Source organism: Protofrankia sp. Cj5 (assembly GCF_917627405.1).
Lineage (GTDB): Bacteria > Actinomycetota > Actinomycetes > Frankiales > Frankiaceae > Protofrankia.
Genome location: NZ_CAKJTO010000038.1, coordinates 24,776 through 41,353, shown reverse-complemented (window position 1 = coordinate 41,353; position 16,578 = coordinate 24,776). Strand labels below are relative to the sequence as shown.

Here is a 16,578-nt window from a genome sequence, read left to right as displayed (position 1 = left end):
GCCGGTCGCTCTTAATTCAAGCTTTGAGATCATTCAAACTGTCGGTGTGCTGACGGTCGACGGGGCGAAAATTTGGTCGAGCCGAGCTGCGAGTGGCGGCTGAGAGGCGTCGCCGGGCAGCTCGAGACGGGTCCGACGGCGGAAGGGTAACCGAAATATGGCTCGAGAGGGTACGGGCGCCACCGTCGACGGATCGACGGCGGCACCGCACGGGTCCGTCGGCAACGGCGTCGGGGCCGCCCCGCCCGGGTTATGGTTTGGGGTGCTCGGGCCGCTGGAGGTCCGCCGGAACGGCGAACTCCTGCCGCTGCGGAGCGCGCGGGAACGGGCGCTGCTCGGTTTGCTGCTGTCCGAGCATAACCGGGTCCTGTCGGTGTCGCGGCTGGTGGACGGGGTGTGGGGGGCGGAGCCGCCGCTGACGGCGGAGAAGACGCTGCAGGGCTATATTTCCCGGCTGCGCCGGCTGTTGGAACCAGACAGCCCACGGGCTGGCTGGCGCATCCTGATCACCTCACCGCCCGGCTACAGCCTCCGGGCCGGCACGGCGGCCCTGGACGCGGCCGTGTTCGAACAGCTCGCCGGGCAGGCGCGGCAGGCACTGGCGGCCGGTGCCCCCGAACTCGCGCTCGCCCGCCTCCGGCGTGCGCTGGGGTTATGGCGGGGGGAGGCGTACGAGAACCTCGACGACGCCGAGTTCGTGGTAAGCGAGCGGGACCGGCTGGCGGAGCTGCGGCTCGCCGCCGTGGCCGACCGCATCGACGGCGAACTGGCGCTCGGTCATGCCTCGGCCTTGGTCAGCGAGCTGCAGCGGCTGGTGGCCGAGTACCCGTTGCGGGAGCGGTTACGAGGCCAGCTGATAGTCGCGCTGTACGAATCAGGGCGGCAGGCGGAGGCGCTGGATGCCTACCGCGCGGCCCGGACCCGGAGCGTGGACGAAATCGGTGTGGAGCCCGGCCCGCAGCTGCGGGCGCTGGAAGCGGCCATCCTCGCCGAACAGCCCAGCCTGCGCCCGGACGCGGTGCGTCCGCAGGAGCTGCCGGCCAGACTGGACGCGGACCGGAACCCGCTGGTCGGGCGGGAGGGGGAACTGCGTCACCTTGAATTGGCGTGGGGGCGTGCCCTCGACGGCTCGGGCGGGGTCGTGATCGTCGAGGGCGCACCGGGGATGGGCGCCAGCCGGCTGGTGGCAGAGTTCGCACGCCGGGTGGGCAGCCGGGGCGCCGCGGTCGTCCTTGGCCCAGTGGACGCCCAGATGCTCGTGGGAACCACGGCGGAGCATCCGGTGCTGGTCGTCCTCGACGACCCGCCGGGGGCGGACCCAGCTGAGTTGCAGCGGCTGGCGGCCGCAGCCGTGCGGCTATCGGTACTCGTCGTCGCCGTCACCGGACCCGTCGGCGACCGGACGGAAGAAAAAGAGACGGACCGCCCGCCCGGTGCGGCCGAAGCCGGCTCTCAGGAGGTACTGCGGCTCGGTCCACTCGGGCTGGAGCAGGTCAGGACGATTGTGGCCGGCTATGTGACTGACGAGGAACTCGCGGAGGCAGCCAAAGCGGTGGCCGCGTCCTCCGGCGGCGTCCCCGCGCGGGTACACGAGCATGCGGCCGGCTGGGCGGATACCCGGGGCGGGGAGCGGGTCGGCCGGAGCGCCGCGTGGCTGGTCAGCGGTCGGCGGGAGCTGGGCGCGGCCGAGCACGCGATGGTCGCCGACGTCCTCTACCTGCAGCGAGCGAGGCTCCGCCGCCGCGCTGCGGCACCTGATGGCTCCACCGCACCGGAGAGGCCCGCCGACCTAGCCGGCGGGAGGGCTGCCGTCCTGTGCCCGTACAAGGGGCTGGCACGTTTCGAGGAGTCCGACGCCCCGTACTTCTTCGGCCGGGAACGGCTGGTGGCCCAGCTGGTGGCCCGCTGCGTGGCCGCGCCGCTGCTGACAGTGGTGGGCCCGTCGGGCGGCGGGAAGTCGTCGCTGGTGCGGGCTGGGCTGGTGCCGGCGCTGCGTTCGGGCGTGCTACCCGGCAGCGAGCGGTGGCGGATCCGGCTGCTGCGGGCCGGCACGGTCGACCCGGCCGCAATCGACGTCGATAGCGGTGGGAACGAGCTCCTCGTTCTGGACCAGTTCGAGGAGGCGTTCACCACCTGGGCGCGGGAGAGCCGGGAGGAGTTCATCGACGTGTTGGCCGGTGCGCTCGAGCGGGGCGACGGCCGCCTGCGCGCCGTCCTCACGGTCCGCGCCGACTACTACGGCCACTTCGCCCGCCACCCGGCGCTCGCCCACCTCATCGGTGGCAACCATGTACTTATCGGCCCGATGACGATAAGCGAGCTACGGCGGGCGATCTCCGAACCCGCCCACGTCGCCGGACTCGAGCTCGAGGAGGGGTTCACCGACACGGTCCTGGCCGATGTCCGCCACGAGCCGGGGGCGCTGCCGTTGCTGTCCACCGCGTTGCTCGCCACCTGGGAGCGCCGCGACGGCCGAGTGCTGCGCACCGCAGCCTACCGCGAAGCCGGTGGGATGGCAGGGGCGATCACCCGGCTCGCCGACGGCGTCTACGACTCACTCGACACCGAGGGCCAGGCGACTGCCCGGAAGGTGTTTCTCCGGCTCGCTACCCCCGGCGAGGGCGCCGCCGATGACCTGCGCCGCCGGGCGCCGCGGGCCGAGCTGGCCGGCGGTGGGCCAGAGGACGCCGTGCTCGCCGCGCTGGTCGAGCGGCGGCTGGTCACCGCCGACGGCGACACGGTGGAGGTTGCCCATGAGGCGCTGCTGCGGGAGTGGCCCCGGCTGCGGGCCTGGCTGGAAGCCGACCGCGACGGCCGGCGGGTGCACCGCCACCTCACCGAGGCCGCCGGCGCCTGGGCCGCGGCCGGCCGCGACCCGGCCGACCTCTACCGCGGCGCCCGTCTCGACGCTGCCCAGGAGTGGGCCACCGCCCACCTCGGGGACGCCAACCTGTTGGAGCGCGCCTTCCTGGACGCCTCCGCCGCCGTACAGGAACGCGCGCTGCACCACGCCCGGCGCAGCGCCCGGCGGCTGCGGGTGCTGGCCGCCGTGCTGGCCGGGCTGCTGGTGATCGCGTTGACCAGCGTCGGCGTGGCGGTCATGCAGCGCGGCGCGGCCAACCAGCAGGCACAGATGGCCCGCGGGGCCACCCGGTCGGCGCAGGGCAGCAGGCTGGCGACGCTGGCCGCCGGCCTCGACACCGACCAGGTCGACCTGGCGCTGCTGCTCGGCGTGGAGGGCTACCGGCTCGCCCCTTCCCGGGACACCGAAGGCGGTCTGGTGACCGCGCTCGTCCACACCCCGGCCAACCTCGATCAGATCATCCGGTTCGGCGCCCCCGGCCTGCTGCCGATCGTGCCCCCGTCGGTGAGTCGGGACGGGCGGCTGCTCGCCGTCCCGGGGCGAGACGGCACGGTCACCGTGTGGGACCTGACCGCCGGCCGAGTCCAGCGCACGCTGCACTGGCCCACCGGCCGCCAGCTCGCCGTCTTCAGCGCGGACGCCACGATGCTCGCTGTCGGCGGGAACGACGGGACCATCGTCGTCTGGGACGTCATGCGCGGCGAACAGGTCGGGGCACCCATCCGGGCCGGGGACGGCCTCGCCTACGGGCAGTTCGACCCGGACAACCCGTCCCGGCTGTTCGCGGTCGACAACAGCGGGCGGATCGTCCTGTGGGACCGCTCTGTTCCCGACGCGCCCCGACAGGTCGGGCCACCGCTGCAGGTCCCGATGAAACCCGGCGATATCCCGCTTGTCGTGATCAACGCGGACGGGAGCCGGCTCGCCGGGGTAGGGACCGGTGGCTCATCGACGCGGGTGTGGGACGCTCATACCGGACAGTTCCTGCGGGAGCTGCCCGGACGCCTCGGCTTCTTCGGCCCCGACGGCGTCACACTGCCAACCGCCCTCGGTGACCATGTGATGCTGTGGGACGTCGACACCGGGCAGCTGCGTCAGGCACCGCTGACCGGCTTCACCAGGGCTGGCGCCGGCGCTGTGATCAGCAGCGACGGCCGGCGCTTGGTCGCCAACGACGAGGAGACCGATCTCACCCGGGTGTTCGACCTGCCGTCGGGCCGGCTGGCCGCCACATTCTCTCGGCCTGGGATCGTCCCGGTCGCCTTCCTGCCCGGCGGACGGCTGCTCACCAGCAGCGTGGCCGAGGCCGACATCTGGCGCCAGGACGCCGCCACATCACCGCTCGGCCGGACCCTGGACGGCCATGACGGCCATGACGGCCGCGTCGTGGCCGCGTTCATCCCCGGCGGCACCGAGATCGCAACCCAGGGCATTGACGACCGGCGGGTCCTGCTGTGGGATGCGGGCACCGGCCGCCTCGAGGGGCCGCTGCTCGACGGCGCCGTCGAGGCCCCCGCCGCGTTCAGCCCGGACGGCACCCTGCTCGCCGCACCGGGCCGGGACGGTACGGTCCGGCTCTGGGGCCAACGGCGGCGTGATGATGGCACAGCCGCCCCGCCGGAGTCCCACATCCCCGTGTCGTGGGAGCGGGCCGGCGGCGCCGAACTGGCGGTGCTTGCCGGCACCGGGCCGGCAGCGCGCGCCGACGCCGTCGCGTGGAGCCCGGCCGGGCGCCGGGTCGCCGTGGCCGCCGGCGGTTCGGTCCTGCTCTGGGATATCGGTGACCCGCAGCGGCCCCGCCTGGTGGGGCAGTCGGCCACGGCGGCCACACCAAGCCCAGGCGCGCCGGGCGCGCCGGACGCGCTGCGCCTCGTCTTCAGCCACGACGGGCGCTGGCTCGCCGCCGAGGACGTCCCAGGCCGCACCATCAGCCTGTTCGACGCCGCCACCGGCCGGACGGTGTGGTCGCAGCGGCTCGAGCTGGACGCGGTCGGCCCTCCGGCGGTGGTGTTCTCACCGGACGGCACGACACTGGCGGTCGGCTACGGGACGGTACCGGCCGGCGTCGTCGAGTTCCGCGCTGTCGAAACCGGGGCCGTGCGGCGCAGGCTGCCGACGCCGAGTCTCGGTGGGGTCGAGTTCCTCCGTGGCGGCCGGGTCGTGATGACGACGAGTACCGTCAACGGGCGCGGCATTGCACAGCTGTGGGACACCACCACCCTCGCGCCGATAGGCGAGCCCCTGCCACTGCCGCATGACGCGTACTCACTCTCGCGCAGCCCGGACGGCACCATCGCGCTGGCCGGCACCTCCGGAGGAACCGTTCAGATCTGGGACGTCGGCATCGAGGGCTGGGTGGCCACCGCCTGCCGTATCGCGGGGCGCAACCTCACTCAGGTGGAGTGGCGTAGCTACCTCCCCGGCGAGCCTTACCAGCGCACCTGTCCCCAATGGCCGGCAGGCTCGTGAGATCGAAATCTCATCGTGCCACGCCCCCGGCGGAAACCGCGGATTTAGGCGAAATCTCGGAATCAGCATATTCCCTGGCGGCATCGAGCACACGCCGATGGGCGTTTTCGGTACCCACTGAGATCCGCACGCCGTGTTCGGGATAAGACCTGATCTTCACTCCCGCTTTCAACACCGACGCGGCGAAACGCTCCGACGACGTACCCAGTGGAATCCAGACGAAGTTTCCGTACGAAGGTGTGGGTGCGAGGCCACAGGCGCCCAGGCCCGTGTGGAGATCCGTACGCAGCCGTCGCACCAGGTCAATCCTGGTGGCCAGCTCTTTCTTCTGCTCCAACGAGACCACCGCCGCGTTCTCGGCGATGCGGGTGACAGAGAACGGGATGACCGTCTTACGGGCAAGGCGCGCGATGTCCGATGCGGCGAAGGCGTAGCCGGCACGCAGCCCCGCGAGCCCGTGGGCCTTGGAGAACGTCCGCAGCAGGACGACTCTCGGGCACTCGCGGACGATGTCGAGGTCGCGCGGATCGTCTTCCTCGCTGAACTCCATGTATGCCTGGTCAAGGATAGCTACCACATGGGGCGGAAGGCTGTCGAGGAACCAACGAAGAGTGCGCCGGGTTATGCGGCAGCCCGTGGGATTGTGGGGGGAACACAGGATGACCGCACGGGTACGTGAATTCACGCTTGCCAGCAGTTCCGGCAGATCGTGCTCGCCGGTGGAGGTCAGCGGAACCGGTACGCCCCTGGCACCCGCCACTGCGATCAGCAGGGGATAGGCGTCGAAGCCAGGCCAGGCGTAGAGCACCTCGTCGTGACGGCCGCACAGGACAAGGAGAAGCTGCTGCAGCACCCCGGCGCTGCCCGGTCCGACCGTGATCTCCTCTGCATCAGCACCGAAGTATCGGGCGAGGCCGTGCCGCAGCAAGCGTGCGGTGGGGTCCGGATATAGATTGATCTTTTTGTTGCTCTGACACAGCGCTTCCGCCACCGCCGGCAGCGGAGGCAGCATGAGTTCGTTGTTCGACAGATCCAGGATCTCCTCGTCGTCATCCACCGGTGCGTCCGTGGAGCGGTAGGCGGAGAACCTGTCGAGCTCACAAATCCGGGCAGCCGGGCGATGGACAGGACTCGTTGCCATGAGCCTCCTTCTCGGTAGCTCGTTACTTCGTGAAAGCGTGTATTGCGTCACTCGGCACAGAGCGAGAGACAATCACTCGTCACCGGTTGCGGCCACGCGGCGAAACTGCGCAGGCCGTAGAGCAGGGGAGTACCCGTGGTTTGATAGATCATGTTTACCACCCCGAGCACCACAGCGTGATCGCCGACCCGTAGGATGCCGCTGACCTGACATTCCGCCATGGCGAATGCGTCCTCGACCAGCCAGGGCAAACCAGACCACGACTGTTTCCAGGTCACCCGTGCGAAGCGGTCGGGGTCGGGGCCCGAGAACACCTCCGCGGCATGTTGCCCACCCTCGTGCAGAAGGTTGATGGTAAAGCTGCCGTGGGACGTTACCGCCTGCAGCGTGGCGCTGCCGATCCGCAGGCAGACCAGCAGCGTCGGTGGATCCAAGGTGGCGCTAGTGATCGACGAGCACGTCATGCCCCGTGGCTGTTTTTCGGTGTCGAGGCTGGCGACCACCGCGATACCGGTGGGAAAGGCGCTCATCAGGTCGCGGTAGCGCTGCTGGCGTGTCCCGCTGGTCATGAGACACCGTGCAGCTGGCGCAGCAGATCGTAGGTGGACGGCAGTGAAGCCACCATGTCTGTCTGCTTCCGCTTGATGTCGGCGAACAGCAGCTCGGCCCGGGCGAGCGACTCGGGCTTGTAGGCGAGGGCGGGTAGCGGGGAGCGGGGCAGCATACCGAGTCCCGTAAATATGCAATAATAACTGCCGTTGGTCCAGAAATTGCGGAACTCGGCTTCGAAGTTGCCATAATAGTTTCCTTCATCGGTGATCGGCAGGTTCACCGGCAGCCCGGCCCGGTAGGTCTCGACCTTCTCCTTGATGCCGTCGGCAAGCCGCAGTTTCTTGTTCGCCGCCCAGAACGGCGTGTCCACGCGCGGCGAGAAGAAGTAATGTGCCTGGAGGAAGTCCCGCGTGTCGTCGAACATCTCCTCGATCTCGCGATTGAACCGGTCGATGAGCACCCTGTCGAAGTTCCGGTCGGGGAAGTGCTTGGCCAGCATGTGTATGGCCGCATAGATGAAGTAGATGCCGCTGGACTCCAGTGGCTCGACGAAGCAGGAGGACAGGCCGACGCTGACGCAGTTGCGCACCCAGGCCCTGCGGTTGCGGCCGACCCTGAAGCGGATGTGGTTGAACGTGGTCTGGTCAGGGTCGAGCCCCCACAGCCGCGCGAAGTCCACGGTGGCCTCGTCGCGGCTGGCGAAGCTACTGGAATAAACGTAGCCGCTGCCGAACCTGCCCAGCATGGGGATCTTCCACGTCCATCCAGCCGGCATGGCGATCGAGGAGGTGTAGGGCTCGATGCCGTTCGCCTCGTCGTCGTGCGGCACGGCTGTGGCCACCGCGCTGTCGCAGAGCAGGTGGTCACTCATGTCAATGAACGGCTCGCCCATCGCCTGATTGATCAAAAGTCCGCGGAATCCGGAGCAGTCGACGAACAGATCACCCTCAAGGAGCTGCCCCGACGCGGTGCGCAGCGCGGTGATGAAGCCCCGCTCGTCCGTCAGCACCTCGGTCATCTCGTCCTCGACATGCTCGACCGCCTGCTTGGTCACTGCGAAGTTGCGCAGGAACCTGGCGACAAGCTGGGCGTCGAAGTGCCAGGCGTAGGTGGTCGCCCGACGCATGTCGAGCCAGCGCGGGGCCTTCTTGGCGTCCATGATCGCGGTGTCGGTGAAGCAGGCGTAGTCATAGGGCTCGTTGGTCTCGCCCCGCAGCCTCTTGGCCGCCCAGTAGTGGGAGAGCGGGATCTGGTCGGCGGACGCCAGCAGGCCGAACGGGTGGTGGAAGGCGTCCACGTGGCCATAGCCGCACCGCGGCTGCGGGCTGCCCTCCCCGGGGGTGCGCCAGTTGATGAACTTCACGGCCATCTTGTAGCTGGCGTTACACTCGCGCATCCACTCTTCCTCGGCGATACCGAGGTAGTCGAAGAAAGCGCGCTGGAGGTTGGGGATGGTGGCTTCTCCGACACCGATCCGTGGAATGCTCGGGGCCTCCAGCACCACGATCTTCACCGTGTTCTGAAGCGCTTTGCCGAGGTAGGCTGCGGTCATCCAGCCAGCGGTACCCCCGCCGAGGATCACAACCGTCTTGATGCGGCTGTCCATGGTGTCTCCCTGATCAGATGGGGATGTGATTGGTTCGGACGGGATCCGAGCGCATGCGCCGGTGGCCTACGTGCCCACACCGGCAGCGCTGGCATCGGTAGGTGAATAGGTGAATAGATGGCAGGTGGACGATCGATCAGCTGTGAATCGCAACGGCCTGGGCACGGCGAGCCGGAATGACGATCTCAAACGCGCTCTCAGGCCGAGAGCAAATTCCTGGAACGCAGCTCGGCGATGACCGCGTCGGTCAGGCCCGCGGCGTGGGCTTCCGGCAGGGTCAGAGATGTCGGGATGCTTTGCTCAAAACTGAAGACGTTATGGGGATCGTACCGACGTTTCACATCCATCAGCCGGGGAAGTCTGTCCCCGTAGTAGGCGTGCAGCCAGTTGGCCAGATCGCGGTCCGGGCTGTTGACGTAGGCGCCGCCCGTCATGAACGGGAGCATCTCGTCGCGGATTCCACACAGCCAGTCGAGATGCTCACGATCGGACTCCGCGTCGTCCCAGTGCCCGAGGTACTCCACGCAGATGGACGCGTTTCGGTGCGCGAATGCCGAGTGTTCCGGCGGAACGTCACCCAGCACCGCGCCGCCGAGTCCGTAGAACCCCGTCCTGACTCCGGCGGGCGCAGTCCTGTGCCAGCGATCGAGGATTTTCATGGCGTATGAGTCGAGCGGTCTCGCGGCGAGCGCGGGGACGAATTTTGCCCGTATCGACGGAACCCGCTGAGTCCACGTGCCCACACTGTCCATGTAAGGCACGGTGCGCATGGAAGTCTCGCGCGGCGGATGTGCGTCGACCAACGGCTTGATGATTGATTTCAGCTCGTCGGCCGAGCCTTCGAACAGCCCGGTCGTCATGGCCATTCCGGCAGACCTGGGGAACAGGTTGAACCTGACGTTCACGCGCTCGTCCGCTCGAAGGATCCAGCGCTGCCATTCATCGAGTACCGCGATGCCGTCGTCCCAGTCCCATTTCATCGTAAACAGCGTCACCTCGGAAATAGGCCGCATCTTGAACGTATAGGAGGTGACGATCCCGAAATTCCCGCCGCCGCCGCCCCGCGAGGCCCACAGCAGGTCTGCGTGGTTCGTCTCGTCGACCGCCAGGATCCTGCCCCGCGCATCGACCACGGTGAGACCGACAAGGCTGTCGATGAGCAGGCCCCGCGACCGCACGAGCATCCCGATCCCGCCACCGAGGACGTGACCACCGATCCGGATGTCTGGGCAGACTCCCGCCGGGATCGTGCCGCCGACAGACCACAGAGCCGCGTATACCTCGCCCAGGAGGACACCGGGGCCGATGACAGCCCGGCTCCGGTCGTTGTTCACGGCCACAGACCCCAGCCTTGACACGTCGATCACGATGCCGTTGTCGAGGGTGCAGAAGCCCTCGACGTTGTGGCCACCGGAACGGATACGGAAGGGGATGCCATGGTCGCGCACATAACATAATGCGGCTGCTGTCTCTTCGGCGTCCCGTGGGTATACGACAGCCTGGGGCCGGCAGTCGAAACGCTTGTTCCAGATGCTGCGCGCCGTGTCGTACCTCGTGTCGGATGGCGTCACCACAAGACCAATGGTGTCAGGATAGGTTCCCATATTGCCTCCGCATTCGGCTGAATTCGACATGCTGGCGCCCTGGTTCAGGCTGGCGCCTTGGTTCGGCTGGCGCCGCTATGGCCCTATGCGAAGAACCTGATGGGCATCTTCGCGGCCTTCGCGCCCTCGGATACGGGCGGACGCCACGCGCCGTACGTGTGCGTGACGCCACCCTCCCGGCTCTCCAGATAGCAGATGATGTTAAGCGGCCAGCCAGCGTTTCGGAAAAGGTACTCATCCATACGGCTGGGATTCTCGCTCAGGTTTTCCGTGCCCCGTTCGTGCGGCGGCCCCACCCGGTGCCAGTCAGGATGCATATGGACTGACCCGAGCATCTCGAGTCCGTTGTCCTCGAATTCACGCACGACCTTCAGGAGCTGGCGCGAGTCACACCAGAATCCCCTCTCGCCATCATCGTACTGCTTTCCGAACTTGGGGGCGATGTTCTTCTTGAACTCCTCCATCGGCACCGAGTCAACGGCTCGGACATTGTCGGCGAAAGCGATCCTTCGAAGCACCATCGCGTCGCCTTCCACAGTTCCACCGAGAAGCCCGAAACTGTTGGGGCGGTGCAGGCGTGAACCGCCCGCGGCCACCGACTCAAGACCAAGGCGATACTCCCCTATAGCATCCTCGATGAAAGATGCGAACACCTCCGGGTCGGCGACCACCACCTCGACGTCATCAAAGACTCCAGCACAATTTCCCGGCAACATCCGGGTTTCTGGCATGATGGTGCTCCTCTCCGAGAGAGTGTGTTTCCCAGTGCCTGGACTCCGGCGGGCGCGTTGTCAGACGAGCCCGCCGTTGGCGTGGATGACCTGCCCGTTGACCCAGCCGCCCTGTTCGCCAACGAGAAACTCCACCACTTTGGCGATGTCCTGCGGACGTCCAATCCTGCCGAGCGGAATCTGCCGGGCCAAAGCTTCGATGGCATCCGGGGACCTGCCGCGCAGCAAGAGCTCAGTGCCGGTGGGACCGGGGGCGACGGCGTTGACCGTGATGTTCCGCCCCGCCAGCTCTTTGGCGAGTTGACGTGTCAGCACCTCGACCGCGACCTTGCACGCGTTGTAGACCGCCTGCCCCGGCGCACCCAGGGCGGCAGCCGAGCTGGAGAAGGTAATGATGCGTCCGCCAGGCCGCACCCGGGTTGATGCGGCCCGCAGCATGTTGAACGTGCCGCGAAAATTGACATCCACAACACGACGGAAGCTCTCGTCATCGGTGTCGGCCAAGGGGCCTCGCCGGTCGGCGTGCGCCCCCGCACAGCTGACCACGATGTCCACACCGCCGTACGCCTTCTCCGCCGCCGCGAACAGCTGGTCGACATCGTCTGGCTCGCTGATGTCGCCGCGAACCGCCAGCGCTCGTCCGGCCCCGGTCCCGACGATCTCAGCAACCAGCTTGTCAGCGGATACAGTGTCCTCGACGAAACCGACGACCACGTCGAAGTCGTCGGCGAGCCGTCGGGAGATCCGCGCACCGATCCCGCGGGTGCCGCCTGCCACAATCGCGACCCTGCGCGTTACGTCGGCCGTCACTGTGCCGATTCCGGATTCAGCCGGATCTCACTGAGCGCTGCCTGGCCTCGCTCAGACCAGCGGGACTCTTCGGCACCGTCGAAACGCCGTCCGTATGCCTTAAGGAATTTGATGCGATCGGGTACAGGATCGTCGACGCGATTCAAGAAAGGCAGGTCGGAGTCGACCATATACCGGATGGCGAGCAGCGGAATCGGGCTGCGCAGCGGCCGGAACGCGGGGTTGTGCAGCCCACCCTGCTCACTCCGCGGATGAAACCTGCCAATCATGAGACCTGATTCGACGAACTGCGCTTTCAATCTGCGGTGCGTTTCGTCCACCATGGTAGGCGCGTCCTCATCGCTCACATCGGGCAGGATCACCAGGATCGCCTTGTCCATGGCCTCCGGTCCGGACCGCGGTTCCATACGCAGGAAGACGTCCTGGTACTCGGCGATCTCCTGATCGATCGCGGCTGCCGGGCGGTTCTCCGTACGCACGACCACGAAACTGATCCTGTTCATGGACATGGCACGCGGGACAAAGGGACACACCGAGCCGCTGCGGCCGAGTTCGGGATGCGGTCGACACAGGAATTCTTCGCACCAGTTGGCGATGCGTTCGATAAACGGTTGATCCCTTGCTGCCCGGGCCGGGTCATCCGGTCGGTGAAGTGCGGAATCCTCAGCTGTGGTATTCACCTTCGACTTCCCCTCGAATCACCATGCAACGTGGAGATTTGCAATGGAATGGGTCATCATGTCCGGTTTCCAGATCACCTCGTCCGCGGGTACCGTCAAACGCAGATTCGGCATGGTACGGGCGAGCACGGCGAACCCCTCTTGCAGCTGCACACGCGCGAGATGGGCGCCGATGCAGTAGTGCGGCCCCTTCCCGAAAGCCAGGTGCCCGTTGTCTGTTCGATGAATGTCGAACGTGTCCGGGTCCTGGAACTTGGTGGAGTCACCATGAGCCGAGGAGATCAGCGGCATGACTCCTTCGCCCGCGCGCACACATCCGGACGGGAGCTCGACATCTTCCATGGCGAGACGGAGGAAGCCCACATCGGCCGGAAAGTCGTGCCGGAGAATCTCCTCGACCGCTAGAGGGACCAGGCTCGGGTCCGCCACGAGCTCCTCGTACTGCTCACGGTGGCGCAGCAAAGTGAACGCTCCGCGCCCGATGGTTGTCATAGTGGTCTCGTAGCCGGCCAGCAGGAGCGAGCGGGTGACGTCGCACAGCTCCGCCCCGCTCATGCGATCGTCACCGTCACTTGCCTCGATCATGGCGTCCAGCAGGTCCGTGCCTGGCTCACGACGGTGACGCTCGATGAGCGCGGTCAAGTAGGCGAAAAACTCGTCGCGCCCTCGTCCGCGCTCGGCCACGCTGTCCGGGCCGATGCGCATGGCCACAGCCGACCAGTAACGGAACTGGTCGAGATCGCTGTCGGCGACTCCGAGTATTTCAGCGATCACCATAAGCGGGAGCGGTTCCGCGAATGCCGTCATCAGATCGGCGGGTGGCGAGGCTGCCAGCATGCTGTCGGCGAGGTCCTGCGCGATCTTCCGGATGCGCGTCCGCCATCCTTCGGCACTGCGCGCGGAGAACGCGCGGCTGAGAATGCGACGTACCCGTGTGTGCCGTGGCGGATCCAGGTTGATCAGAGTATCGCGGTCGTCGGACATGTCCGCACCGGGCTGCAGCCGGGGCGCCCCAGGCTTGCTCAGGTCCCGGCTGAATCGTGGATCGGTGAGCACGGCCTCGACGTCGTCAAAGCGCACCGCAAGCCGCACGACGTCACCACTTGGCAGTTCAACCTGCCCCAGCGGATCGTTCTCACGGCGCCACATGCAGCTCGGCGGACGCTTACCGAGCGGCTCTTCCGGGAAGGGAAAGGATTCAGGTGGCACGACACTCAGCTTTCGAACGTGAGGAGGGGGACGTCCCAGAGCTCGCTGTGCACCGGACGGCGCATCTCGGGCGCGAGGACCTCGGTGACGAGCATTTCAGTGAGGTACTGAACCTTGGCGGATATGAGGTGGCTCGAGTACGCCAGCGCCGAGTGCTGCTTCAGACCAACCGTGACATGGACGTGCGGCACGGTCTCGTTCTTTTCGGGCGCGTAGGAGAAAGTGCCGGATCCAACGGCTTCGACCTTCTCCAGATAGACAGGAAGACGCACCGGCGCTGCCGGGTCCTCGACCCGCTGGCACGTTCCCGCGATCTCGGTCTCGGCGAAGGCTGCGAGGAACATCGGAATGTATCCCTGCCGGACATCGTTCTCCCGGCAGAAATCCGCCAACGCCTGGAAGAAATCTTCTCCGTGATCGAAATTGACGCCAAACGACCTTCCGGTCTTCAGTTCATGCGTACGCATATAGAAACCACTCCAATCGGACAGGTGACGGCGGGTGGTGTGGGCTCCCCGAACAGGGCGCATTGCATGATCGCAAGGAAAAAATGGATGTGGAATTTCCCGATTCGGCGGCATGCGATGAACCAGCGATGTGGCTACCCGTGCTGCGGCGCGGGTAGCGGGGCTCGTCACACATCGACGCGGAGCGCCTGGGATTCCAGCCAGGCGTTCAGGTCCAGCACCATCTCCAGGCTGACGCGTGTGACGGTACTCGACGTCGCCTCGGCTGGTGTCGCGAGCAGCGCTTCGACAGCCTTCTGGTCCAGCAGTGGCAGCACCGGGGCGCTCCCGTGGGCGATCAGTTCGGTGAGAGTGCCACGCAAAGCGAGCCCGTATGCGGGGTCCTGTGTAGCGGGGTACGGGCTCTTGCGTCTCTCCAGGATCGACTGCGGCAACAGATCCGAGACCGCGGCGCGCAGCAGGCTTTTCTCCCGCCCGTCGAAGGTCTTGAACGACCAGGGAACGTTGAAGAGGTACTCCACCAGTCGATGGTCACAGAATGGCACACGAACTTCCAGGCCATGGGCCATGCTCAGTCGATCCTTGCGGTCGAGCAGCATGTTCACAAAACGGGTCAGGTGGAAATAGGAGATCTCCCTCATCCGCCGTTCACGGGAGTCCGCCCGGGATACATGAGGCACCTCTGTCAGTGCCTCGTGGTATCTGTCGCGCTCGTAGGAGAGAATATCGAGCTGCTTACGTAGCCTCGGGTCGAAGAGGTCGTCGGGACGCTGCTTCTGCATCATGACGACAAGCCAGGGGAACGTGGGGGCTTCCACCACTTTCGGCAGGTGGAACCAGGCGTATCCGCCGAACACCTCATCGGCTGACTCCCCTGACAGCGCGACGGTCGAGTGACCGCGGATCGCTCGGAACAGCATGTACAGCGAGGTGTTCATGTCCCCGCTGAGCTGTGGATACTCCCACGCGTGCATCACACTGGAGCGCAATCGTGGATCGGTGAGCTCGGCGGTGTCGAGTATGATGTCGGTGTGTTCGGGGCGCAGATACCGCACGGCGTCCTGTACGAACGGCCCGTCGGGGGAACCGCGCATCTCATCGGGCTGAAAGTGGTCGCCGTACCCGGCGAAGTCGACCGAGAATGAACGGATGTCCCCGTGCTTGAGGGCCAGCGCGGTGATCGCGCTGGAGTCGAGGCCACCCGACAACAGACTGCACAACGGCACATCCGCCACCAGTTGCCGTTCCACGATGTCCTCGAGAAGTTCGCGCACCACGCGTATGGTCGTGTGGAGATCGTCGGTGTGCTCGTGGGCTTGGAGCGCCCAGTATCGCCACTTGCGCAGGCCCTCCCGCCTGAACCGCAGCAGTTGCCCGGGCCTGAGTTCGTGCATGCCCTTATAGATTGACAACTCGGGCGTCTGGGCGATGGTGAATACCTCGCGCAGGCCGTCGGCGTCCACCACCCGATCGACCCGCGGATGCGCCAGGATAGCCTTCGGTTCCGACCCGAAGAGCAGCCCGCCACCCGGTAGCGGGTAGTAGAAGAGCGGCTTGACACCCATCCTGTCGCGGACAAGCAGGAGTTCCTCGCTTCGGGAGTCCCACAGGGCGAACGCGTAGATGCCGTTCAACCTCTCGGCAATGCCCTCGCCCCACTCCAGATAACCGCGTAGCACGACCTCGGTGTCGCTGTGGGTACGAAAATGATGCCCCTTCGACTCCAGCTGCGTCCGTAACTCGCGGAAGTTGTACACCTCGCCGCTATAGGTGAGGACTGCCATGTCCTCTGCGGCCATGGGCTGATGGCCGCCCGCAATGTCGATGACCGCCAACCGCCGGTGGCACAACGCCGCGTGCGGACTTAACCAAATCCCTGTGTCGTCGGGTCCCCGCAAGGCCATGGTCGCGGTCATGGCGGACACCGTAGTCCGTTCCCTGGTCAGATCCCGGTCAAAATCTACCCAGCCTGCGATGCCGCACATACAGTTTTCCATTCGTCAGTTCGTTCGAACCGTCCCCATCATTCCCGCATGCTCGGGCCCAGCGGCACATCATGAGGAGCCTGTGCCCGCTGGCCTGCCACCGCTCGGGTGTGTTCCCGCCGCCGGAAACTGCCAGGACAAGCATGAGGCCGCCACGTCCGGGACCGAGCCGGCCAGTTACCGCACGTAACTCAATGCTGGTACCACACCGGCCACCGGCTCATCCCGGGACCATGGGCTCGGCGCTCGCACCCGGCGAAGATGCGGCGCCGCCGCTGCCCACGCCGCATCTTCCGCCTCGTGCGTTGCCCGTATCCACCCCACAAGGATTTCTCATCGCCCGCGGCCTGGAAAGGAGGATATAGGTCAATATGCGATAGGATCTGGCCATGCGTGAGGTCGCGGTTCTCTCCTGGACCGCATGATCCCGTTCGAGGCGAGCATCCCGGCGGGAATCTTCG

General features: G+C 66.6%; 11 protein-coding genes. 1 reads left to right on the top strand and 10 read right to left on the bottom strand.

Annotation, left to right across the window (positions count from 1 at the left end):
• Positions 1-157 precede the first annotated feature (157 nt).
• Complete coding sequence (locus MJ777_RS10625) at positions 158-5,332, top strand: BTAD domain-containing putative transcriptional regulator (RefSeq protein ID WP_239375650.1); 5,175 nt, start codon at positions 158-160, stop codon at positions 5,330-5,332.
• Between the two features lie 10 nt (positions 5,333-5,342).
• Here the strand turns inward: MJ777_RS10625 and MJ777_RS10620 are convergent, their stop codons facing one another.
• The 10 genes from MJ777_RS10620 to asnB all read right to left on the bottom strand — a co-directional run bounded on the left by MJ777_RS10620 (position 5,343) and on the right by asnB (position 16,117).
• Positions 5,343-6,473 carry an aminotransferase class I/II-fold pyridoxal phosphate-dependent enzyme gene (locus MJ777_RS10620; protein ID WP_239310432.1) on the bottom strand — a complete coding sequence of 377 codons (1,131 nt, stop codon included), beginning with the start codon at positions 6,471-6,473 and terminating at the stop codon, positions 5,343-5,345.
• Between the two features lie 47 nt (positions 6,474-6,520).
• Positions 6,521-7,042, bottom strand: a complete 522-nt coding sequence (locus tag MJ777_RS10615) for a flavin reductase family protein (RefSeq protein WP_239310433.1) — start codon at positions 7,040-7,042, stop codon at positions 6,521-6,523.
• Positions 7,039-8,631: a tryptophan halogenase family protein gene (locus tag MJ777_RS10610; protein WP_239310434.1), complete on the bottom strand. Its 1,593-nt coding sequence runs from the start codon at positions 8,629-8,631 to the stop codon at positions 7,039-7,041. The genes MJ777_RS10615 and MJ777_RS10610 overlap by 4 nt, the downstream gene beginning before the upstream one ends.
• 197 nt (positions 8,632-8,828) lie before the next feature.
• Positions 8,829-10,235 carry an FAD-binding oxidoreductase gene (locus tag MJ777_RS10605; RefSeq protein WP_239310435.1) on the bottom strand — a complete coding sequence of 469 codons (1,407 nt, stop codon included), beginning with the start codon at positions 10,233-10,235 and terminating at the stop codon, positions 8,829-8,831.
• An 83-nt stretch (positions 10,236-10,318) separates the two neighbouring features.
• Positions 10,319-10,966, bottom strand: a complete 648-nt coding sequence (locus MJ777_RS10600) for a hypothetical protein (protein ID WP_239375648.1) — start codon at positions 10,964-10,966, stop codon at positions 10,319-10,321.
• Between the two features lie 60 nt (positions 10,967-11,026).
• Positions 11,027-11,776 (bottom strand): SDR family oxidoreductase, encoded by a 750-nt coding sequence (locus tag MJ777_RS10595; RefSeq protein WP_239310437.1) that lies wholly within the window; start codon positions 11,774-11,776, stop codon positions 11,027-11,029.
• Positions 11,773-12,456, bottom strand: a complete 684-nt coding sequence (locus MJ777_RS10590) for a DUF6875 domain-containing protein (protein ID WP_370651602.1) — start codon at positions 12,454-12,456, stop codon at positions 11,773-11,775. The genes MJ777_RS10595 and MJ777_RS10590 overlap by 4 nt, the downstream gene beginning before the upstream one ends.
• Before the next feature lie 18 nt (positions 12,457-12,474).
• Positions 12,475-13,665 (bottom strand): cytochrome P450, encoded by a 1,191-nt coding sequence (locus MJ777_RS10585; RefSeq protein ID WP_239375644.1) that lies wholly within the window; start codon positions 13,663-13,665, stop codon positions 12,475-12,477.
• Positions 13,666-13,670: 5 nt separating this feature from the next.
• Complete coding sequence (locus MJ777_RS10580) at positions 13,671-14,132, bottom strand: PPC domain-containing DNA-binding protein (RefSeq protein ID WP_239310440.1); 462 nt, start codon at positions 14,130-14,132, stop codon at positions 13,671-13,673.
• A gap of 167 nt (positions 14,133-14,299) precedes the next feature.
• Positions 14,300-16,117 (bottom strand): asparagine synthase (glutamine-hydrolyzing), encoded by a 1,818-nt coding sequence (asnB, locus tag MJ777_RS10575; protein WP_239310441.1) that lies wholly within the window; start codon positions 16,115-16,117, stop codon positions 14,300-14,302.
• Positions 16,118-16,578 lie beyond the last annotated feature (461 nt).

What these genes read in the sequence shown, in the direction of transcription:
- MJ777_RS10620 (WP_239310432.1), bottom strand. Translation starts at nt 6,473, where the DNA reads ATGGCAACGAGTCCTGTCCATCGCCCGGCTGCCCGGATTTGTGAGCTC.
- MJ777_RS10580 (WP_239310440.1), bottom strand. Translation starts at nt 14,132, where the DNA reads ATGCGTACGCATGAACTGAAGACCGGAAGGTCGTTTGGCGTCAATTTC.
- asnB (WP_239310441.1), bottom strand. Translation starts at nt 16,117, where the DNA reads ATGTGCGGCATCGCAGGCTGGGTAGATTTTGACCGGGATCTGACCAGG.
- MJ777_RS10600 (WP_239375648.1), bottom strand. Translation starts at nt 10,966, where the DNA reads ATGCCAGAAACCCGGATGTTGCCGGGAAATTGTGCTGGAGTCTTTGAT.
- MJ777_RS10605 (WP_239310435.1), bottom strand. Translation starts at nt 10,235, where the DNA reads ATGGGAACCTATCCTGACACCATTGGTCTTGTGGTGACGCCATCCGAC.
- MJ777_RS10625 (WP_239375650.1), top strand. Translation starts at nt 158, where the DNA reads ATGGCTCGAGAGGGTACGGGCGCCACCGTCGACGGATCGACGGCGGCA.
- MJ777_RS10615 (WP_239310433.1), bottom strand. Translation starts at nt 7,042, where the DNA reads ATGACCAGCGGGACACGCCAGCAGCGCTACCGCGACCTGATGAGCGCC.
- MJ777_RS10610 (WP_239310434.1), bottom strand. Translation starts at nt 8,631, where the DNA reads ATGGACAGCCGCATCAAGACGGTTGTGATCCTCGGCGGGGGTACCGCT.